Annotated in this window: 16 protein-coding genes; 8 read left to right on the top strand and 8 right to left on the bottom strand. The window is 57.6% G+C overall.

The window, feature by feature from the left end:
- The 4 genes from ADS46_RS11540 to ADS46_RS11525 all read left to right on the top strand — a co-directional run bounded on the left by ADS46_RS11540 (position 1) and on the right by ADS46_RS11525 (position 4774).
- A complete protein-coding gene (locus ADS46_RS11540) occupies positions 1–897 on the top strand; it encodes a carbohydrate ABC transporter permease (protein ID WP_066320289.1) in 897 nt (298 codons plus the stop codon).
- 11 nt (positions 898–908) lie between these two features.
- Entirely contained in the window at positions 909–1181 is a 273-nt protein-coding gene (locus ADS46_RS11535) for a DUF2160 domain-containing protein (protein WP_027335582.1), read from the top strand.
- Positions 1182–1254: 73 nt separating this feature from the next.
- Complete coding sequence (locus ADS46_RS11530) at positions 1255–2994, top strand: ABC transporter substrate-binding protein (RefSeq protein ID WP_066320287.1); 1740 nt, start codon at positions 1255–1257, stop codon at positions 2992–2994.
- A gap of 130 nt (positions 2995–3124) precedes the next feature.
- Positions 3125–4774, top strand: coding sequence for a glycerol-3-phosphate dehydrogenase/oxidase (locus tag ADS46_RS11525; protein WP_066320285.1), 1650 nt, complete (start codon positions 3125–3127; stop codon positions 4772–4774).
- A gap of 101 nt (positions 4775–4875) precedes the next feature.
- Here the strand turns inward: ADS46_RS11525 and ADS46_RS11520 are convergent, their stop codons facing one another.
- From ADS46_RS11520 to ADS46_RS11490, 7 genes are all read right to left on the bottom strand, one after another.
- On the bottom strand, positions 4876–5100 hold the full coding sequence (locus tag ADS46_RS11520; protein ID WP_066320283.1) for a hypothetical protein: 225 nt from the start codon (positions 5098–5100) through the stop codon (positions 4876–4878).
- Between the two features lie 537 nt (positions 5101–5637).
- Positions 5638–7125 carry a glycerol kinase GlpK gene (glpK, locus tag ADS46_RS11515; protein ID WP_066320281.1) on the bottom strand — a complete coding sequence of 496 codons (1488 nt, stop codon included), beginning with the start codon at positions 7123–7125 and terminating at the stop codon, positions 5638–5640.
- 122 nt (positions 7126–7247) lie between these two features.
- A complete protein-coding gene (locus ADS46_RS11510; RefSeq protein WP_066320278.1) occupies positions 7248–8006 on the bottom strand; it encodes a DeoR/GlpR family transcriptional regulator in 759 nt (252 codons plus the stop codon).
- A gap of 170 nt (positions 8007–8176) precedes the next feature.
- Positions 8177–10027: an SLC13 family permease gene (locus ADS46_RS11505; RefSeq protein ID WP_066320275.1), complete on the bottom strand. Its 1851-nt coding sequence runs from the start codon at positions 10025–10027 to the stop codon at positions 8177–8179.
- A 174-nt stretch (positions 10028–10201) separates the two neighbouring features.
- Positions 10202–11005 carry an enoyl-CoA hydratase-related protein gene (locus ADS46_RS11500; protein WP_066320272.1) on the bottom strand — a complete coding sequence of 268 codons (804 nt, stop codon included), beginning with the start codon at positions 11003–11005 and terminating at the stop codon, positions 10202–10204.
- A complete protein-coding gene (locus ADS46_RS11495) occupies positions 11002–13179 on the bottom strand; it encodes an acetate--CoA ligase family protein (RefSeq protein ID WP_066320270.1) in 2178 nt (725 codons plus the stop codon). Before ADS46_RS11495 ends, ADS46_RS11500 begins: the two co-directional genes overlap by 4 nt.
- 60 nt (positions 13180–13239) lie before the next feature.
- The gene (locus tag ADS46_RS11490) at positions 13240–14046 is read right to left on the bottom strand and encodes an enoyl-CoA hydratase/isomerase family protein (RefSeq protein WP_066320268.1); all 807 of its coding nucleotides are present in this window, start codon (positions 14044–14046) and stop codon (positions 13240–13242) included.
- Between the two features lie 209 nt (positions 14047–14255).
- Between ADS46_RS11490 and ADS46_RS11485 the strand changes: the two genes are divergently transcribed.
- From ADS46_RS11485 to ADS46_RS11475, 3 genes are all read left to right on the top strand, one after another.
- A complete protein-coding gene (locus ADS46_RS11485; protein WP_066320267.1) occupies positions 14256–15164 on the top strand; it encodes a MurR/RpiR family transcriptional regulator in 909 nt (302 codons plus the stop codon).
- A 243-nt stretch (positions 15165–15407) separates the two neighbouring features.
- Complete coding sequence (gene dctP / locus ADS46_RS11480) at positions 15408–16583, top strand: TRAP transporter substrate-binding protein DctP (protein ID WP_082926068.1); 1176 nt, start codon at positions 15408–15410, stop codon at positions 16581–16583.
- A 143-nt stretch (positions 16584–16726) separates the two neighbouring features.
- A complete protein-coding gene (locus tag ADS46_RS11475; protein ID WP_066320264.1) occupies positions 16727–18925 on the top strand; it encodes a TRAP transporter large permease subunit in 2199 nt (732 codons plus the stop codon).
- A 73-nt stretch (positions 18926–18998) separates the two neighbouring features.
- Here the strand turns inward: ADS46_RS11475 and ADS46_RS11470 are convergent, their stop codons facing one another.
- Positions 18999–19988, bottom strand: a complete 990-nt coding sequence (locus tag ADS46_RS11470; RefSeq protein WP_066320260.1) for an NADPH:quinone reductase — start codon at positions 19986–19988, stop codon at positions 18999–19001.
- A 153-nt stretch (positions 19989–20141) separates the two neighbouring features.
- On the opposite strand from ADS46_RS11470, the gene ADS46_RS11465 reads away from it, so the two are divergent.
- Positions 20142–20912 (top strand): glycerophosphodiester phosphodiesterase family protein, encoded by a 771-nt coding sequence (locus tag ADS46_RS11465; RefSeq protein WP_066320258.1) that lies wholly within the window; start codon positions 20142–20144, stop codon positions 20910–20912.
- Positions 20913–20944 lie beyond the last annotated feature (32 nt).

Below are 20944 nucleotides of genomic sequence, written 5' to 3'. Positions count from 1 at the left end.
ATGAGCTATCAACTGGAAAACACCCAGCAGGGTGAAAAGTACAACACCATTTTCAGCCGCATCACACCGGCACAACGCCGCAAGCGCAATGCAAGAACAAGGCTGCGCTCGCGCCTGTTGCTGGGCATCTACCTGGTCCTGATGATCCTGCCCATCTACTGGCTGCTCAACATGTCGCTGCAAACCAACAGCGAGATATTGGGCTCCATGACCATGTGGCCGGAGAACCTCACCTTTGACAACTATATCGGCATCTTTACCGACTCAAGCTGGTACATGGGTTATGTAAACTCGATTGCCTATGTACTGATGAACATGCTGATCACCATTTGTGTGGCGTTGCCTGCTGCCTATGCCTTCAGTCGCTACAGCTTCATTGGCGATAAGCACCTGTTCTTCTGGCTGCTGACCAACCTCATGGCGCCACCCGCCGTGTTCCTGCTGCCCTACTTCCAGCTTTATTACTCGGTGGGTCTGTTCGACACGCACATTGCCGTGGCACTGGCGCACTGCCTGTTCAATATCCCACTGGCGATCTGGATTCTGGAAGGTTTCATGAGCAGCGTGCCCAAGGAGATCGACGAAACCGCCTACATCGACGGCTATAGCTTTCCCCGTTTTTTCGTCAAGATTTTCATCCCGATGATTCGCTCGGGTATCGGCGTCACGCTGTTCTTCCTGTTCATGTTCTCCTGGGTTGAACTGCTCCTGGCCAGAACGCTGACAGCCACCGACGCCCAGCCCATTGGCATGATCATGACCCGCACATCCACCGCGTCGGGGATTGACTGGGGCACCCTCGCCGCCGCCGGTGTGCTGACCATCTTGCCGGGTATTCTGGTGGTCTACTTCGTTCGCAACCATATCGCCAAGGGCTTTGCCCTGGGTCGTACCTAAGGAGGTGATGTATGTCTTGGATGGTATGGACGGTGCCCACCGCTATTTTCTTTTCCGCCATTGCCGCCATGCTGGCCGGGATGACGGTTTGGGAAATTGTCTCGCCCACCATTGAACGCAAGGGCTTTCTGCCAATCTCCACGACACGTGGCGACCGGCTGTTTGTTGGCCTGCTGTCCGCTGCGTTTATTCACCTAGGCGTGATTGGCTACACCTCATTATCAATTTGGTTAGCGCTGGCAGCGTCGCTTGTCTGGCTGTTGGTGCTGATGCGCTGGGGATAACCGGTGCGACAACCAAAAGCGGTCTCATGGACGGTTCCGACATTAGGGAAGATCACAACACAACGAGGTCTATATGCGACATAACAATTTCAAACTCACCACCCTCGCCGCCAGCCTGCTGCTAGCATCCGGTTCGCTAGCCGCAGACGACCACGATGCACGTGCGGTGGCCGAGCGGCTGGTCGACGAGCATTTCCAAAACTCGACCCTGAGCCGCGAGGAACAGATCGAAGAGCTGATGTGGTTTGCCAAAGCAGCCGAACCATTTCGCGACATGGAGATCCAGACCGTGGCCGAGGGGTTAACCACCCACGTCTACGAAAGCGAAGTGCTGGCTGAAGCATTCAGCGAGCTAACCGGCATCAATGTCACTCACAACATCATCGGCGAAGGCGATGTTGTCGACACCATGCAAAACCAGATGCAGTCGGGTAACAGCATCTACGATGGTTTCGTCAACGATACCGATGCCATCGGTACCCACATCCGCTATGGCACCACCATCAACCTTTCCGAGGCGATGGAAAACGAATGGGCCGACTACACGCTACCCACGCTGGATCTGGACGACTTCATTGGGCTCCAGTACGGAACCGGCCCAGATGGCAGCATCTATCAGTTGCCAACCCAGCAGTTCGCCAACCTCTACTGGTTCCGCTACGATTGGTTCCAGCGCGAAGATCTGCAAGAACAGTTCCGTGACATTTACGGCTACGACCTGGGCGTGCCCACCAACTGGACCGCCTACGAAGATATCGCCGAGTTCTTTTCCGAGCATGTCGGCGAGATCGACGGTGAAAAGATCTATGGCCACATGGACTACGGTCGGCGTGATCCGTCACTAGGCTGGCGTTTCCACGACTCCTGGCTGTCCATGGCCGGTATGGGCAGCCCCGGCGTGCCGTCCGGCAACCCGGTGGATGACTGGGGCATTCGCGTCAACGAGGATAGCCAGCCGGTAGGCGCCAGCGTCAGCCGCGGCGGCGCCACCAACTCGCCCGCTTCGGTATTTGCCATGCAGAAAGCGGTGGACTGGCTGCGCGACTTTGCCCCCCCAGAGGCTCAGGGCATGACCTTCGGTGAAGCCGGCCCGGTACCTGCTCAAGGCAACATTGCCCAGCAGATATTCTGGTACACCGCCTTCACCGCCGACATGACCGACCCCGATGTTGCCGTGACCGATGACGAAGGCAACCCGAAATGGCGCATGGCGCCCTCGCCTACCGGCCCTTACTGGGAAGAGGGCATGAAGGTTGGCTATCAGGACGTAGGCGCCTGGACGTTCTTTGACTCTACCCCCGAAGACCGTCGCACAGCGGCGTGGCTGTTTGGTCAGTTCACGGTATCCAAGACCGTATCACTCGAGAAGCTGATGCACGGCCTGACGCCGATCCGCGAGTCCGACATCTTCTCTGAGCAGATGACCGAAATGGCGCCCAAGCTGGGCGGGTTGGTCGAATTCTACCGCAGCCCCAACGAGTCCAACTGGACACCGACAGGCACCAACGTTCCCGACTATCCCCGCATGGCACCCCTATGGTGGCAAAACCTTGCACCGGTCATGAGCGGCGAAGTGACGCCACAGGAAGGTCTAGATGCACTGGCGGCGGATATGGATAGCACCATGCACCGGCTTGCCCGTGCCGATGTCTTCGACAGCTACGCCCCCGTGCTGAACGAAGAGCGTGACCCGCAGTACTGGCTGGACCAGGATGGCGCACCGAAAGCCAAGCTGGATGACGAAATGCCGCAAGGCACCACCGTGCCTTACGACGAAATGATGGAAGAATGGATGTCGGCCGGTACGCGCTAATACCGGTTGGGCGGGCCCCACGGCCCGCCCTTTCCGGCTTCATTGGCGGCACCCTCTATCGACATTTACCAACAGCGCGGTCGCCATATAGCGCCGTGAACGGGGCTTTCTTTGTTAATTTGGATCCGCTATGAAACTGCGTAACCGTAATATCGAGAAACTACATTCGGATGAATTCGATGTACTGATTATTGGTGGCGGCATCAATGGTGCCGCCACCGCTGCTGCGCTCTCGGGTAAAGGCGCCAAGGTTGCCCTGATCGATCGCGGCGACTTCGCTGGCAGCACCAGCATGCACTCCTCCAATCTCGTTTGGGGAGGCATCAAATACATGGAAAGCAAAGACTTTGCATTGGTCAGAAAGCTTTGCAAGAGCCGCAATCATTTAATTAAAAGTTACCCATCCACTGTTCAGGAAATTCGTTTTCTGACCAACATCACCCGTGGGTTTCGCCATTCACCGCGCTACTTGTGGATTGGTACCTGGCTCTACTGGCTGATGGGCAATGGCTTTACCAAGCGTCCCCGCTTGCTGTCACCCAAGGCTATCAAGCAGGAAGAACCGATTATCGATGTCGGTGACTCCGTCGGCGGCTTTGAATATTCGGATGCCTACCTGCACGACAACGATGCCCGGTTTGTCTTCAATTTCGTTCGTCATGCACTCAATCATGGGGCAACTGCCGCCAATTATGTTGAGTCACTGGGCGCCGAGCGTGAAGGGAATGTCTGGGTCACCAAGGCGCGTAACGTGATGGATAGCCAAACCTTCGATATCCGTGCCAAGGTCCTGATTAATGCAGCAGGCCCCTGGGTCGATCAGCACAATACCCTGACCGGGCAAAAGACCACCCATCAACACCTGTACTCCAAGGGTATTCACCTGATTGTGCCCCAGTTGACGGATTCCCAGCGTGTGCTGGCCTTCTTCGCCGACGACGGGCGGCTGTTCTTTGTGATTCCCATGGGCAACCGGACCTGCATCGGGACCACCGATACGCACATGGAACACCCCGAGGTGGATGTTACCGCTGACGATATTGACTTCGTGCTGGAAAACATCAACAAGCGCCTGACACTCGACAAGCCACTAGGCCAGGCCGATATCATCTCTACCCGCTGTGGCGTGCGCCCCTTGGCCATCAAGGCGGATCAAGGCAACGACCGTGACTTTCTCCAGCTATCCCGCAAGCATGTGATCGATACCAATCAGGATAGCGCACACATCAGTATTTTTGGCGGCAAGTTGACCGACTGCCTGAACGTGGGCGACGAGATCGCTGAAGCTGTCGCGAAGCTTGGGATCGAACTACCCGACCAGGGCTTCCGCTGGTATGGCGAGCCACCCGATGCCGTGAAACAACAGTTCATGGATCACGCCAAGCGCATGAACCTGGACGCCATGACAGCAGCGACATCGTCAGAGCCTCTCTCATCACGCCTTTGGCGGCGTTACGCCGAACAGGCCATGCCCATGCTGGAAAAAATCCGCCAGGATCCGGCAGAAGCCGACATTCTGATCGAGGGCACGGAGTATATCCGCTGCGAGCTTGAACATGCCCGTGACCATGAAATGATCACCCAGCTTGAGGATTTCCTGCGCCGCCGGGCCAAGGTGTCGCTCGTGGTTCACCACGAACAACTGCGCCACTCCAAGGGGTTGAAAGAAGCCTGCCGTGTTCTCTTTGGCGAGCAAGCCGAAGAGCGTTTTGAGGCGTACTTCGCCCAGAACCGGGATACCGCCCAACCCTATGCCCCCAAACAGGAAGTTCCCTCATAGAGAACGGCGGCAGGAAACGCAGGGGCAAATAAAATCCCCCTCACGGTGGCCGCCAGGGGGATAGAGGAAAGTGACGAGCGTCAGAAACTGATCTTTAGTCGCTATTCTTCGTTTTCAACCAGCAGCTGGGAATCCCCTGCCAGCACTTCGTCCCAGGCTTCCTCAATGGTGTACCCCATACGGTTATCAATGGTGTCGATGACTTCAACCGCGTGCTGAAGTGACTCCCGCTGTCCTTTTAGCGCTACTACCAGCTTGGCCAGGTCCTGCTTGCTGAACGTATTGGCGATTCGGTCGGCTTGTTGGCTTAATTCGATGCAGTTCATGGTAAAACCCTCATGGTATGGTCATCCGCTGCTTACTATTGTCGTTAATCGTTAAGCAGCCATCTTGTTAATGACGAATGGTGACGTTGCTACTCATGCTGGACCGGATAAGTGTCCAGTTCGGTGACTGCGATAAGGTCACAAGCGTTACAAGACCTTCGCTTCAAGCGCCCGGGTAATTCAAAAGCGCATCAAATGTAGCAGTGGTCAGAAGGGTCAATCGGGATAACGAAACACCGCCCTGATCCATGACTTCACTATGGTGCACTGCCGTAAAGCTCACAATGCTTCATTGGCCGCAGGCAGCGTTGTAGCTCGACTACATAAGCGCCGAATAGCCCCAAAGGGTGTCATAGAATTTCACGATAGAGGGTCAATACGCGGGAAGGCGTTGATAAAGACGAGAAACTTGGCCGAGATGGCCTGGAAAAGCGAAAGCAGTATACGCCATCAACCCGACAACACCAGTCGACCAAGGGTTAATAAGATGACGCCGCTATCACAGCTATGGCGATAGCGGCCTCTGGCGGGAATCGGTCAATCCGTTGAACGCACGCGGGAAACCGCGTCCAACCACCCTTGGTACAGCTGTTCGCGGTTTGCCTCCTCCATGCTCGGTATAAAACTGCGCTCGCACCGCCAGAGCTGCTCTATCTCGTCCAGGGTCTGATACCAGCCTAACCGCAGGCCAGCCAGGTAGGCGGCCCCCAGCGCGGTGGTCTCCAGAATCGTGGGGCGGTCCACCTGCACGTTGAGCATGTCGGCCAGGAACTGCATGACCCAGTTATTCTTGACCATGCCGCCATCGACACGCAGATTGCCGGGAGGGGCTTCCATATCGTCGTTCATGCAATGCTGGAGATCACGCGTCTGGTAACAGACCGCCTGAAGACCAGCGGCGACAATTTCCGCAATCCCGGTATCGCGGGTCAGGCCAAAAATCGCCCCACGGGCTTTGGGGTCCCAGTGCGGTGCCCCGAGACCGGTAAACGCGGGCACCAGATAAACGCTGTGCCCACGGCGGGTTTTACGCGCAAGGGCTTCGGTTTCCGCCGCATCCGCAAATAAATTCAGCCCATCGCGCAGCCACTGGACCGTGGCGCCAGCGACAAAGATACTGCCTTCCATGGCGTAGGTCGGCTTGCCATTCAGGCGATAGCCAATGGTTGTCAGCAAGCGGTTGCGCGACAGCGACGGTGTGTCCCCGGTGTTGACGATCATGAAGCAGCCGGTTCCATAGGTACTCTTCCCCATACCCGGCTGAAAGCACGCCTGACCGACCAGCGCTGCCTGTTGATCACCCGCCACGCCCGCAATCGGCAGCTCAACACCCAGCCAGCGGGCATCCATGGTGCCAAAATCATCGCTCGAGTCTTTCACCTCAGGCAGCAAGCTTGCCGGAATATCGAACAGGTCGAGCAGTTCATCGTCCCAGCATTGCTCGTGGATATTGAACAAGGCGGTGCGCGAGGCATTGGTGGCATCAGTTACGTGATGGTGACCACCGGTCAATCGCCAGATCAGGAAGCTGTCGACGGTACCAAAGAGCAATTCGCCTTTCTCAGCCCGGGCTCGGGCCCCTTCGACGTTGTCCAGCACCCATGCAAGCTTGGTGGCGGAAAAGTACGGGTCGATCAGCAGGCCGGTCTTGGCCTGCACACGCTCGGTATGGCCACCATCGCGCAGCTGTTCGCAGAGCGACGAAGTACGCCGGTCCTGCCACACAATGGCGTTATAAACCGGCTTTCCGGTGCGCTTGTCCCACACAATGGTGGTTTCGCGCTGATTGGTAATGCCTACACCGGCAATCTGCTCTGGTTGGATAGCGGCCTTTTTGACGACTTCCTGGCAGGTGGCAACGACCGTGTCCCAGATATCTTCAGGATCGTGCTCGATCCAACCGTCGTAGGGATAGTGCTGGGTAAATTCCTGCTGCGCGACAGCAGTTACTTGACCTTCACGGTCAAACAAGATGGCGCGGGAACTGGTCGTACCTTGATCGATGGCAAGTATATAGGAGGACATGGCACGTTCACTTTGTTGTTGGTAGTTTCGATTCTGTACATTTATTTTCGAATTATTATCACCAAAGGCTACGCCAGCCGCCAGCAATGCTCAAGTATGAAAACATCACCGCCTTCACCTAATCAGGCCAGGTGCAACGCGACATCGTGCTGGGTCAGCAGGCGCTGAATGGCCTCAGGCGGTTTACGGTCGGTAAACAGCGCATCCAATTGGGCAATATTGCCTTGGCGTACCACCGGGTTACGGTGAAACTTGGAATAGTCGGCGGCCAGATAAACACGCCGTGAATTGGCGATGATGGCCTGGGCAACGCGTACTTCCTGGTAGTCGAACTCCAGCAAAGAGCCGTCTTCGTCGATGCCACTGATGCCGATAATGCCGTAATCGACCTTGAACTGGTTGATAAAGTCGATGGTGGCCTCGCCAATAATACCGCCATCCCGGGAGCGCACCTGCCCGCCTGCAATGATCACCGTAAAATCTTCCTTGTGCTGCAGAATCGCGGCGACGTTGAGGTTATTGGTGATAATCTCCAGCCCCTGATGATCGAGCAGCGCCTGAGCAATCACTTCGTTGCTGGTACCGATGTTAATGAACAGTGATGCGTCGTTGGGAATATGCGCCGCCAGGCACCGCGCGATGCGCTCTTTTTCTTCCAGGTGCAGGGTCTTGCGCGTGCTGTAGGCGGTATTCACCGTACTGGATTCAATCCCCACTCCTCCGTGAACGCGTCTAACGCGGCCATCGTTTGCCAGCGTATTCAGATCGCGGCGAATGGTTTGTGGCGTTACGGCAAAGTGGTCAGTGAGCTGCTCGATGCTCATGTACCCATGCTGGCGGACCAGCTCGATGATCGCGTCTTGACGAAACTGTTGATTCATAAGCTAGCCCGTGACGTTATTTTTTCGTTTTAGAACGTATTTACTTTAAAACTATCTACTTTAAAACCACTTACTTTGAAACCATTCACTTTGCAACCATTCGCTTTGAGACATAGCAGCGTAGCAAAATTTCCCATCAAATAACGCCCATTGATGCTCGAAGACGAACATTATGCCGACAGCGGCCATACCCACAGGATCATCGGTATCGACACCAGCAGCACGACGGCCGAAAGCGGCAACCCCAGCTTCCAGTAATCGCCAAACCGATAGCCCCCGGGCCCCAGCACCAGCGTATTGGACTGATGGCCTATCGGGGTCAGGAAGGCGCAGGACGCACTGACCGCAACCACCATCAAGAAGGGGTCGAGCGATACCTCGAACCCTCTCGCCAGGCTGACGGCAATGGGCGCCATCAGCAGCGCCGCCGCGGCATTGTTGATGACATTGGAAAGCAGCATGGAAAGGATAAATAGTCCCACCAGGGTAACCACCACCGGCCAGTCGGTCCCCCATTGCAACAACGCCTGGGCAATCAAGTCCGCCCCGCCGCTGGATTCCAGTGCCTCGCCGACCGGAATCATGGCCCCCAAAAGGACGATCACCGGCCCATCGATTGCCTGATAGCCTTCCCGAAGCGGCAGCACACCGATCAAAAGCGACACCAGTGCCGCGCTACTCAATGCCACCGCAGCAGGCAACACGTCCAGCAGCATAGCAACGATGGCAGCCGCAAAAATAGCCAACGAAAGCAGCAATTTGCGTGGCTGGCCAAGGTTCAGATCACGGTTAGCCAGGGGTAAACAACCCAACGCTGGCAGGCTTTCGGCAATTTCATTCTCCTCGCCCTGCAACAACAGGATATCCCCGGTCTGAAAACGAATATCCCGCAGGCGCTGCTTCAACCGGGTGCCATCCCGAGCCACCGCGACCAGATGCAGACCAAACTGGTGATTGAGACGCAACTGACGAACACTCCGGTTGATCATCATGGAGTCATTACGCACCACCACTTCCACCAGCTGTAGCCCCTCGGTATCCACAGGCGGGTGAGAATCCTGCTCGTCTTCCGTGGTTAAATCGTGGTTTTCATCCTCCTCGTCATCCCGTTCAAGCTCGGCGACGGCGCTCAGCCCTGCTTTGTCTTCCAGCAGTTTTAGTTCTTCAGGGCCGGCTTCCAAAAGCAGGATGTCGCCTGCCTGTAACATGCCGTGAAACGAATAGCCCGCCTGGCGATTATCATCACGCACCACCGCCAGTACCGGAATGGATTCTTCGAGCTCGTCGCGAAGCTGCTGCAGCGTCAACCCCTTGGCTTTTGATTCATCATTGACCTTGAGCTCTACCAGATAGTTGGCCGTATCGAACATATCCGCCGGTGATGCCTGGCCGCTACGCTTGGGCGTTAGTCGCCAGCCAACCAGCACGATAAAGGCCAACCCGGCCAACGCCACGACGCCTCCTACCGGGGCAAAGCTGAACATGCTGAAAGTATCGTCGGATACGTTACCCCGATAACTGGAAATAATGATATTCGGCGGGGTACCGATAAGTGTCGTCAGCCCACCCAGCAGCGAGCCAAATGCCAGCGGCATCAGCAATAGCGATGGAGAGGTGTCGTGTTCCCGCGCCATACGCATGGCAACGGGCAACAACAGCGCCAGCGCTCCGACATTGTTCATGATTCCCGAGAGCACAAGGACGGTTCCCACCAACGCCAGCAACTGGAGAATCAAACGCTCCCCCACCCTGAGTATCTGGTCGGCGATAATATCGACCAGGCCAGAGCGTTCGAACCCTTTACTCAGCACCAGCACGGCGGCAACGGTGATCACCGCAGGATGGCCAAAACCGAGAAACGCATCTTCGGCGGGCACCAATCCCAGCATCACCGACCCCAAAAGCGCGGAAAGGGCGACCAGGTCGTAGCGAAACCGTCCCCATACAAAGGCCGCCAATGTTAACCCCAGCACGACAAATACCAGCGTACTCGGCGCCAGCCCCACGTCCTCGATTGCCATTGTTGCATCACCTCCCTGTGGTTCACCGTCACTACCGTGGTTAAACGCTTGCTTCACTGTAAATCAGATAGCGACGCGCAGGTAACCAATATCAGGCATTGACTATACGCCAATAAAAAGCCCGGCGAAGCCAGGCTGAGAAAGGTCATTGGTTGAGCCGACAGAGCAATGACGCTATTTTTTCATGCGGTCCAACATTTGCTGAACGGCTTCAAGGTGCTCGGGTTCGTTATGGGACATACCCTGAAAAACGGCGCAGACGTCCAGAAACGCCTTTAGCTCCATGTCAGGTGCCATTTTCATCAGCCGCTTGGTCAACCGCGTGGCCTTGGGCGGCTGGGCAGCGATCCGTCCGGCATGTGCCATCGCTGCCGTCATCAGCGCATCGGGCTCGACAACCTCCAACACGATGCCATACGCCAGGGCTTCCTGGGTATCGATAACCCGTCCGGACAAGGTCAATTCAAAGGCACGCTGGTAACCGATCTGACGCTGCATGAACCATGCCCCGCCGTCGCCGGGAATAATGCCCAGGTTGAGAAAGGTTTCGCCAAACTTGGCCTGGCGCGAAGCGATGCGTAAATCCGCCATATTGGCCAGGTCAAACCCGGCACCGATCGCAGGCCCATTGATCGCTGCAATGATGGGTACTTCCACCGCTTCAAGCGCCAGCGGCATACGCTGGATGCCCCGACGATAACGCTCGGCGACTTCCGCCGCGTCTCCCGCGAAATCGCCGTCGCGGCGGGCCATATCCTTGACGTTACCACCGGCAGAAAACGCCGAGCCTGCGCCGGTGATCACCAGTGCCGACACCTCGTCTGTGTGATTCACCCAGTTAGCCGTGGCAACAATGTCATCGACCAGTGCGGTGCCGGTGAGCGCATTGCGCACGTCGTGTCGATTCATGGTGAGCGTGGCTACCCGCTCTTCAAGGGTTAGTGTCGCATCCGTCAGTGTCGGCATCGATAGACTCATTCTTCGCGCTCCACGATGATTCGGGCATCCACAATGGCATACCCGTGGGGATGGCTGTCTGGATAGACCATCACCGGGTTCAAATCCAGCTCACGAATACTCGGGTAGGCGTCCACCAGCTTTGAAATGCGCATCAACAACACTACCAGCGCCTGCTTATTGACCGCCTGTGCACCGCGGACCCCTTCCAGCACTTTCTGCGCCTTGATCTGGTTCACCATGGATTCGGCGTCGGCTTGGGTGATGGGCAGTGAACGAAACGCCACGTCCTCCCAGACTTCGACGAAAACGCCGCCCAGGCCAAACATCAGTACCGGGCCAAAGACCGGGTCCCGCAGCATACCAATGATCACTTCCACCCCTTTCTCAACCATCGGCGTGACCAGCACCCCCTCGAGTCGGGCGCTGGGGTCGTAAGCCTGGGCGTTAGCCATGATGGTTTGGTAGGCATCGCGTAAAGCGGCGTCGCCTACCAGATCGAGCTTGACCCCACCCGCGTCGGATTTGTGCAGGATGTCTCTGGAAACCACTTTCATGGCCAGCGGCTCTTCACCAAAGTGACGGGCAACTTCCTCAAGCTCATCACTGCCCTGCACCCACCGTTCGTCGGGCACATGAATGCCATGCTCGGCCAAAAGCCCCCTGGCTTCGAACTCAAGCAAGTCCCGCTTTTGTTGTTTGGCGTTGGTTAACATTGCCTGGCCTTTAGGGGATGCCTGCATCGGCAGACTAGCGGGTTGAGCAGCGCATTTCGACAGGTATTCGCCGCGCTCACCCAACGCCGCCAGCACTCTTACCGCATGCTCGATGGAGGCGTAAACGGGCAGCCCGGCCTCGTGCAGTCGGCGTAGCGCCGGAGGTTTAATGGGCGCGTAGAGGCTGTAGATAACCAGCGGTTTAGCGCTCGCATGGGCGAGCTCAATCATGGATTCGGCGCCGCGCATCTCATCACCCAGCAAGGACTCGGCAAAGCGCAGGCTATAGCCGCCAAACATCCCCACTAAAAACACGCTATCGACATTCGCATCAGCGGCCACCACGGCCATGCATTCTGCCAGAAGTGAAGGGTTCGCATCTGAAGAGCCCGCTACATCGACGGGGTTCAGCGTCGAAGCCTGGGGTAGCAAAAGCGCCTCGAGCTTCAACTGGGTTTCGCGGCTAAGCGTTGCCAGCGTCAAGCCTGCTTCCGCCAGCCGATCGGCGGCAATCGTTGCCTGACCGCCACCGTCGGCCACCACCGCTACGCGTTTGCCCTCCGACTTTTGCAAGCGGCCCAGTCCTTCCGCCACCGGGAGAATTTCATCGGAGTATTGCACCACGCTCACCCCGGCCTGGCGCAACAGGTCCACGGTCATCCGGTAGCTACCCGCAAGGGCTCCGGTGTGCGAGCTGGCGGCCTTTTGGCCCTGCTCGGTGGAACCGGATTTATACACCACCACAGGCTTCATGGCAGTGACCTCACGCGCCACATAGAGAAACTTGCGCCCGTCGCGGAAGCCTTCCACGTAAAGCGTCGCCACCCGTGTGTGCTCATCTTCGCCCAGATAGCGCAGGTAGTCGTTAAAGCCGATATCGGTCTGGTTGCCCGGCCCGATATAGGTACTGAACCCGACCTGACCGTTATGCTGTGCCTCCAGCGCCAGGGAAAGCAGCATATTGCCCGATTGGGAGACGATCCCGATGTCGCCGGTCCTGAGGTTTTCAAGCGCCAGCAGATTGACCTGATGGTGCAAATTGAATAGCCCCGACGTATTGGGCCCGATGATGCGCACGCCATGGGCTCGGGCGTTGTCCATCATCTTGGCTTCCAGCGCAGCGCCTGCCTCGCCGGTCTCGGCAAAGCCGCTTGCCAACACCACGGCACCCTTGATACCGCGATGACCGCATTCGGCAATCAGGTCCGGCACCGTCGCGGCAGGGGTGCAAATCAGCGCCAGCGCCGGGGTGCCCGGGATGGCACTGATCGACGCAAAAGCATTGACTCCTAAAATCGAGGTCGCTTTAGGGTTGACCGGGTAAATTTCACCGCCATAGCCGCCCTTGATCAGCCCGACCATGGCCTTGTAGCCACGCTTGGTAGGATCAGACGATGCGCCAACGACGGCAATACCCGACGGCGCCAGGATGGCATGCAGCGGGCTTTGAGAAGGAAGATGACCTTCGATGGATTGCATGAAGTTACCTGTAGAAATTAAGACACGTCGACAATGCGTTTCGGTGTAGCGAGCGGACGCCTAACGGCCCTTGAACTGGGGCGCGCGTTTTTCGGCGAAGGCGTTGACCCCCTCCTGCCAATCCTCGGTGGTCGAGCAGGTAAAGACCGCGTCCAGCTCTTGCTGGAGCTGGCTTGGCATGTCGGTTTGCGCGGCGCGATTGACCAACGGTTTCAACATCGCCAATGACACCGGCGCCTTGCCCGCCAGCTGCGACGCCAGTGACCCAGCTTCAGGCATCAACTGATCCAGCGGATAGTTGGCCAGCGCCAGGCCCAGCCGCGTTGCCTCGGCCCCGTTGATGTTTTCGCCGGTATACAGCAGCCGACGCGCCTGGGCCAGGCCGACCAGTTGAGGTAGCCACTTGGAAACGCCACCGCCTACGCTGGTGCCAATGCTGGTTTCGGGAAAACCGATCTGGGCATCATCGGCCATCAGCACAAAATCACAGGCCACGGCCATTTCGGCGCCTGCCCCCAAGGCATAGCCGTTCACTGCGGCAATCACCGGCTTGCTCAGTTGCGCAATCGCCTCGCCTACGTCATTTCCCAACTGCAGATATTGGCGCCGCTGGAAAAGCGTCCGCCCCGCGCCTTCGTGGGCTTTCATATCAGCCCCGACGCAGAAGGCGCGCCCCTCCCCGGTGATCACCACGGCACGCATATCCCGCTCGCGCTGGGCAATGGCCAGCACGTCGAGCAGCTCTTGATACAGCGCCTCAACGACGGCATTGAGCCTGTCGGGCCGATTGAGGCAAACCGTCAGCACATGGTCCTGCTGGGTGACAATAAGATGGGAGTAGGAAGGCAAAACTTCGGGCGTGGTCATTAGGGTCGGGCTACCTGAAAGAAAGATGACAATATAGGTACATATGTTTCTATATTATTCATTAAAAGAAACATATGTATCGCATATGATCCTAGGGCCATACTTAGCCTCAGTCAACACGAATGTTTCATATAAATAATAAAAGGGTACAAATGTACCAATCCGTTGACATGGTTTACACTGCCCATCTGAATGCGCTGGAGCCTTGAATGACCTCTGAAAATAGTGAAACGCCCCCCTCGTCTGCCTCGCCGCTGGATTCCATCAACCAACGTCTTGCGGCGGCTTATCCAACCCTTAGCCCGCAGTTGAAACAGGCGGCAGGCTATGTGATGGAACATCCCCTGAACATCGCGTTTCAATCCATCCGCAAAACCGCGGAAGCGGCACATGTCACGCCCTCGACCCTGGTGCGTCTGGCCAAGCGACTGGATTTCAAAAGCTACGAAACGTTTCGCGAGGTGTTCCAGTCGGCGGTACAGACACCGCCAGTGGAACTATCAGGGCGCGCCTCCCGACTTCGCCACCAGGCTAGTCAGCCCGATGATCCCCTCTTTGTGGATGTCGGCGATGCCGCCTTTGACAACATTGGCCGCCTGTTCACCGCCGATAATCAGGCCCGGGTACGCGATGCCGCTCAGCAGTTATTGGCCGCGCGCAATATCGCCGTGGTGGGTTTTCGCGACACCTTTGCCTGCGCCTACCACTTTGCCTATGTAGGGCGCATTGCCATGCCCAATATCGACCTTATTAGAGGTCTGGAAGGCGGGCTTTTAACCGAACTTGACCGCTTCGATGAAAACGATATGGTCGTCGTTTTTGGCTTTGAGCCCTACTGCGCTGAAACGGTAAAAGCACTGGAAGTTACCCGGGCTAACGGCGTCAAGGCCATTGTCGTAACGGATACCATGCGTTCACCGCTGGCACCCGGCGCACAGATCACATTCAACCTTGCCAACGCAACCCCGCACTTTTTCCCTTCGATCCTGTCGGCCATTACACTCATCGAAGCCATTCTGGCAGAGTGCGTCGCCTTCGGCCCTGATGCACTGGTCGATAATGTGACCAGGTTTGAGCAGCGTATGCGGCATATTGGAGCGTATGTCGAGATCGACTAAAGATAAGACCATTGATGGAGACCAAGCAGGTATTTCGGCATTCGACATTCGCTGTACTATGGCAAGCGTTGAAAATATTAATTGGCGCTTAGCTCAGGACTCGCTAAATTCTGTTTACGTAAAGTGATGCTTTCACGCTAGGCATTGCCTTGCCTGTGCCACAGGGAACTCGAGAGTGGTGCAATTTTCAGTATGGGAATACAAAAACAAACAGTGGCAATGATCACTGCTGGAGCTTCCAAAATGCATAACAAAGAGCAAAACGCGAAGTCAGAATCATTAATCTCCACATCAACAGAACTACCTTCCTCGATCACCAAGGGGTCCTCAACGCGACGTAATTTCCTTAAAACGGCGGCCGCCGGTTCCGCTGCTGCTGTCGCGGCCCCCTGGATCGGCAATGTTCAGGCCCAGGAAGGTATTCGTATCCGCATGCAGTCTTCCTGGCAGCCAGGCACCGTCGGCTACCGGACTTTCGAAGCCTGGGCAGCCGGTGTCGCCGAGGCGACAGGCGGTGAAGTGCGCATCGAGCCCTTCCCGGCCGGTGCGGTCGCGGGCGCCTTTGAAGTCGCCGATGCGGTGCGCAACGGTGTTCTTGATGGTCAGAACTGGTTTACGGTGTACTGGCCCGGCAAAATGCCGGCGGGGGTATTTCTTACCGCCTTCCCGATGGGGCTATCGCTGCCTCACCAGTGGGACATGATGTTCGGTGCCTACGGCGGCTTCGACATTGCCAAAGATCTGTACCGCAAGCAGGGCCAGGAACTGCTCGGCTACGTTCACCACGACCTTAACCTGATCCACTCCAAGATTCCGCTACGCAGCTTCGACGACTTCGACGGCGTCAAGATTCGCATGCCGGGTGGCATCGTGGCGGAGACCTTTGCCGCCATGGGCGCACGTACCACCCTGCTGCCGGGCTCCGAGGTTTATCCGGCCCTCGAGAAAGGCACTATCGACGCGGCCGACTTTACCGGTGCGGCGGTCAACTACGAGCTGGGCTTCTGGCAGGTGGCCGACTACATCATCATGGGCCCGCCCTCGACGCCCTGCCTGCACCAGTCCGTCGACCTCATGGACATTTCCGTCAACCGCCGCGTATTTGAGCGCATGTCGACCCAGACCCAGGATCTGATGCACGACCTGGTGGCTGCCTACTCCCGCGAGCACTATGCAGCGATCCAGAAGGCCAACGCAGAAGCCTGGCCCAAGTACCGCGAAAAAGGCGTGGAGATCATCCACCTCAGCGAAGAGGACGCGACGCGTTTCCGCGAAGTAGCCATCCCGCTATGGTTCAAGTGGGCCAACAAGGATGCCGACGCTGCGCGTTTGTTCCGTGCCCACCTGGATACCATGATGGACCCCGCGGTGGCATTGATCACCGAGGAAGACATCCAGGGCTACGAACTCAACGTCTAACCTGCCTGCTCAAGCCGACCGGGTGTTGTGGAGCGAAGGCTGCAGCACCCGGTTTGTATAGAGTGTAACGTTAACCCCGCATCCCGTCGGCTCGAACATCCGTCTCCATCGCCTGAAAGTGATGGCTTAGCGGAGGAGTGTCCATGAATTTTGAGATCAATTTCATTTTACCGCACTGGCTTTACTGGTCGGTGCTGTTCTTATTACCGCTACTGGTCATGTGGCTGGTTGACCGCAGCTTTCGTCGCGGTGCCACCGTCAGCGGCGGCGATACTGCCGAGATACCTGCAGGCGAGGTTCCCGAGGTCGCCTACCAGCCACCCGGCAACCTTTTCACGGCTGTTATCGACCGTATTTCCGGGTTCTTTGGTCGCTATGTGGCCTACTGGGCCCTGATCGCCCCCTTCGTTTTCGCCTACGAAGTGTTAATGCGCTATGCCTTCAACTCGCCGACCAACTGGGCTCATGAATCAATGACCCTGATGTTCGGCATGCAGTACCTGATCGCTGGCGCCTTTGCTCTACGTGAAGGTGGGCACGTCCGGGTGGATATCCTCTACTCGCGGGCCAAGCCGATCAACCGGGCGGCGCTTGACCTGCTGACCTCGATCTTCTTCTTCATTTTCACCATCGCACTGCTGGTCACCGGCTGGAAGTTCTTCTCCCAGGCGGTAAGCGACCAGTTTTTCTTTGGCTCCAGCTACGCCAACGAGACGTCTTTCACCGAATGGGCCATCCAGTTCTACCCGGTGAAGTTCATGCTGTTTTTTGGGGCACTGCTGCTGCTGTTGCAAGGGATTGCCCAACTGATTCGTGATTTCCAGTCCTACCGGCATCATCGTCAGGAACGTATCGACAGTCGCACCTTTTCCACCGTGCTTGTGTCAATGGGCGTCATTCTGGCGCTCTGGACTGGCTTTGAGATGGTCAACATCGCCACCACCGACTACGAAAGCCTGGCGGGCAGCCTTGAAGGGGCACTGAACAATGTGGGCATCGGCGGCCTGACGCTGGTGATGTTCGGCACTTTGATGGTCGTCCTGGTGGCAGGCCTGCCATTGGCGTTCGTTACCGGCGGTCTGGGCGTGTGTTTCCTCTATCTGGTCGGCACCCAGGATATGCTCAACCTGATGCCGTCGCGCATCTTCCCGATGATGACCAACTATCAGCTCTCGGCCATTCCGCTGTTCATCTTCATGGCCTCGGTGCTGGAAAAAGCCGGGATCATCGAAGAGCTGTTCGACGTCGTCTACAAGTGGATGGGCGGCCTCAAGGCCGGGCTGGCCATCGCCACGGTGATTGCGTCCACGCTGCTCGCCGCGATGGTCGGCGTGATTGGCGCGGCGGTGGTCACCATGGGCCTGATTGCCTTACCGGCGATGCTCAAACGCAACTATGATCCGGAAATTGCCATCGGCTCGATCATGGCGGGCGGTACCCTGGGCATTCTCATCCCACCCTCGATCCTGGCGATCATCTACGGCGTTATCGCTCAGCAGTCGGTGGGTGAGCTCTACCTCGGCTCGCTGATTCCGGGCTTGCTGCTGGCCTTCATGTACGGCTTCTACTGCTGGATGCGCGGCACCCTGAACGTCAAGATGGCCCCGCCGATGCCGGTGGAAGACCGGGTCGACATGAAGGAGAAGCTACGCCTGCTGCGCAACATGCTGGCGCCTATCGTGCTGGTGATACTAGTCCTCGGCATCATCTTTACCGGCATCGCCACCCCAGTGGAAGCGGCGGGTATCGGTACCTTTGGTGCCCTGGTAGTCGCCGCCATGCACAAGCGACTGACCTGGCCCAACCTGCACGCCGCCTGCATGACCACGCTGGTCGCCTCGGCGATGGTGATGTGGATCATCTTCGGCGCCAGCATCTTCGTCGGTTTCTACATCCTGCAGGGCGGCCAGACGTTCGTGCAGGAGCTGATCTCCGGCGCGGGCCTTGGTCCCTATGCGGTGCTGATGCTGATGATGGTGCTGTTGGTGGCGCTGGGGATGTTCCTCGACTGGGTCGGCATCCTGTTGCTAGCGGTGCCAATCTTCGTGCCGCTGATCAAGGGGATGACTTTCGATGGCGTATTTGGCCTGCCCGGCGTCGACGCGGCTGACGTCTCGCTGTGGTTCGGCGTCATCTATCTGGTCAACATGCAGATGTCGTTCCTCAGTCCGCCGTTCGGCTATGCGTTGTTCTATATCAAGGGGGTCTGCCCGCCGCATATCACCATGGCGCAGATATTCCGTTCATCCTTCCCGTTCCTGGGCATCCAGGCATTGGGCCTGCTGCTGGTCATTCTCTTTCCGGCGCTGGTTACCTGGCTCCCCAACCTGGCCTACGGCTAGCCACGCTTGACGGCTCGCCATCACGACCGCCCTCGCTTAGCGAGGGCGGTTTTGGTTTTGAAACAGGAAAAAATCAGGGCAGCAGCACCGTGGAACCGGTGGTCTTGCGGCTCTGAAGCGCGTCCTGTGCTTTACCCACCTCTTTAAGCGGGTAGCGATTGGCCACATCAACCTTGATCTTGCCGCTTTTCAGCATGGCAAAGAAATCCTCGCACATCATCTCGAGACGCTCGCGGGTATCGGCATAACCATTCAGGCTGGGGCGGGTAACAAACAAAGCGCCTTTCTGGTTGAGAATCCCGATATTAACGCCGTCAACAGGGCCGGAGGCGTTACCAAAACTGACCATTAGCGAGCGTGGCTTGAGACAGTCCAGCGACGTTTCCCAGGTGTCTTTACCCACAGAGTCATAAACCACGTCGCACATCTCGCCATTGGTGAGGTCGCGCACGCGCTCGACCACGTCTTCCTGGGTGTAGTTGATGGTCGCCCAGGCACCGTTGGCCATGGCCAGGTCGGCCTTCTCTTGTGAACTGACGGTCCCGATCAGCTTGACGCCCAGTGCCTTGGCCCACTGGCAGGCGATGGAACCAACGCCACCGGCAGCAGCATGGAATAAAATCGTTTCCCCGCCCTTGAGTTCGTAGGTTTGGCGAAACAAATACTGAACGGTCAAACCCTTTAGCATGCTGGCCGCCGCCGTTTCAAAATCGATAAAGTCCGGCAGCTTGACCACTTTCGACGCGGGCAACGTGTGCAGCTCGGCGTAGGCACCCAGCGGCCCCTGCGCGTAAGCGACCCGGTCGCCTTCTTTCAGATGAGTAACACCGTCACCCACCGCATCAACAATACCGGCACCTTCGGTACCCAAGCCAGAGGGCATTGAAGGTGCAGGGTAAAGCCCGGTACGGAAATAGATATCGATAAAATTAAGGCCGACCGCCTTGTTGGCCACGCGGACTTCGCCAGCGGCGGGTGCAGCCGGTGTCACTTCAACCAGTTCAAGCACCTCAGAACCGCCGGTATGAGCAAATTGAATCCGTTGAGACGCCTGTTGCGGCATATGTTGTTGAGACACAGAAAGCTCCTTTTTTATAGGATGAGGTAAGGCTCAGCTAGCAAGCTAACGCCATCTGCCCGGCAGCGCAACGCGGTTGTCACAACCCCATGCTAGACTCGCCTCTGTTGATCGCCGACGGCTAACGGAACATTGCAAATGCACCCTGCTATTTCACTGCCCACATTAATCGCTCACCGCGGCTATTCCGCCGCGGCCCCGGAAAACACCCTTGCCGCGGTGCGCGCCGCCCACCGCGCGGGTGTACGCTGGGTCGAGCTCGACGTCCAATTACTCGGTGATGGAACCCCCGTGATTTGGCACGATGCCGACGTCGCCCGATGTTCAGACGGACGAGGCAGGCTACGCCGCATGACCTGGTCCCAGACGCAGACCCTCGACGCGGGCCGCTGGTTTGGTAAGGCATTCGCCGGTGAAAAGATGGCCAGCCTGGAGGACATGCTGGCGCTGCTCGGCGCGCTGGGGATGGGCGTCAATCTGGAGCTCAAGGTCAATCGCGGCCACGACCCCATCGCGTTGGTCGACCGCGTGCTGCCGAGCGTGCTCGACGCCCTGCCCGCCGAGCGGTTTGTGCTGTCGTCCTTTGATCAAACGGCGCTGCGCCACAGCCGTACCTTTGCGCCCGCCAACACGCTGGCGCTCGGCGTCCTGGTCAACCGCCTGCCCAAGAACTGGCGGACACTGTGCGCCGACATTGACGCCTTCAGCCTTCATGCCCACTGGGGCCGCTTGAAGCCCGCACAGGCCGAAGCCGTTGTGCAGGCGGGCTATGCCCTGCTCTGCTACACCCCCAACGACCCCCACGCCTTCCACCCGCTCTGGGCCTGGGGAGCTGCCAGCGCAATCACCGATGAGCCCGAGGCCTTCCAAAGATATTTATCGGCCCCGGTCAGCGCCATAAGCAGGTAATGAAAGTTGCTTCACGGTCGCGGTGCTTGCTT

The sequence above is a fragment of the Halomonas sp. G11 genome (assembly GCF_001663515.1).
GTDB lineage: Bacteria > Pseudomonadota > Gammaproteobacteria > Pseudomonadales > Halomonadaceae > Vreelandella.
Note: the sequence above shows the minus strand (reverse complement) of the source record. Positions and strands in the feature narration are given on the sequence as shown.

Excerpts from the sequence above, each read along its gene's own strand:
- ADS46_RS11540 (WP_066320289.1), top strand. The coding sequence starts at position 1 with ATGAGCTATCAACTGGAAAACACCCAGCAGGGTGAAAAGTACAACACC.
- ADS46_RS11535 (WP_027335582.1), top strand. The coding sequence starts at position 909 with ATGTCTTGGATGGTATGGACGGTGCCCACCGCTATTTTCTTTTCCGCC.
- ADS46_RS11530 (WP_066320287.1), top strand. The coding sequence starts at position 1,255 with ATGCGACATAACAATTTCAAACTCACCACCCTCGCCGCCAGCCTGCTG.
- ADS46_RS11525 (WP_066320285.1), top strand. The coding sequence starts at position 3,125 with ATGAAACTGCGTAACCGTAATATCGAGAAACTACATTCGGATGAATTC.
- ADS46_RS11520 (WP_066320283.1), bottom strand. The coding sequence starts at position 5,100 with ATGAACTGCATCGAATTAAGCCAACAAGCCGACCGAATCGCCAATACG.
- glpK (WP_066320281.1), bottom strand. The coding sequence starts at position 7,125 with ATGTCCTCCTATATACTTGCCATCGATCAAGGTACGACCAGTTCCCGC.
- ADS46_RS11510 (WP_066320278.1), bottom strand. The coding sequence starts at position 8,006 with ATGAATCAACAGTTTCGTCAAGACGCGATCATCGAGCTGGTCCGCCAG.
- ADS46_RS11505 (WP_066320275.1), bottom strand. The coding sequence starts at position 10,027 with ATGGCAATCGAGGACGTGGGGCTGGCGCCGAGTACGCTGGTATTTGTC.
- ADS46_RS11500 (WP_066320272.1), bottom strand. The coding sequence starts at position 11,005 with ATGAGTCTATCGATGCCGACACTGACGGATGCGACACTAACCCTTGAA.
- ADS46_RS11495 (WP_066320270.1), bottom strand. The coding sequence starts at position 13,179 with ATGCAATCCATCGAAGGTCATCTTCCTTCTCAAAGCCCGCTGCATGCC.
- ADS46_RS11490 (WP_066320268.1), bottom strand. The coding sequence starts at position 14,046 with ATGACCACGCCCGAAGTTTTGCCTTCCTACTCCCATCTTATTGTCACC.
- ADS46_RS11485 (WP_066320267.1), top strand. The coding sequence starts at position 14,256 with ATGACCTCTGAAAATAGTGAAACGCCCCCCTCGTCTGCCTCGCCGCTG.
- dctP (WP_082926068.1), top strand. The coding sequence starts at position 15,408 with ATGCATAACAAAGAGCAAAACGCGAAGTCAGAATCATTAATCTCCACA.
- ADS46_RS11475 (WP_066320264.1), top strand. The coding sequence starts at position 16,727 with ATGAATTTTGAGATCAATTTCATTTTACCGCACTGGCTTTACTGGTCG.
- ADS46_RS11470 (WP_066320260.1), bottom strand. The coding sequence starts at position 19,988 with ATGCCGCAACAGGCGTCTCAACGGATTCAATTTGCTCATACCGGCGGT.
- ADS46_RS11465 (WP_066320258.1), top strand. The coding sequence starts at position 20,142 with ATGCACCCTGCTATTTCACTGCCCACATTAATCGCTCACCGCGGCTAT.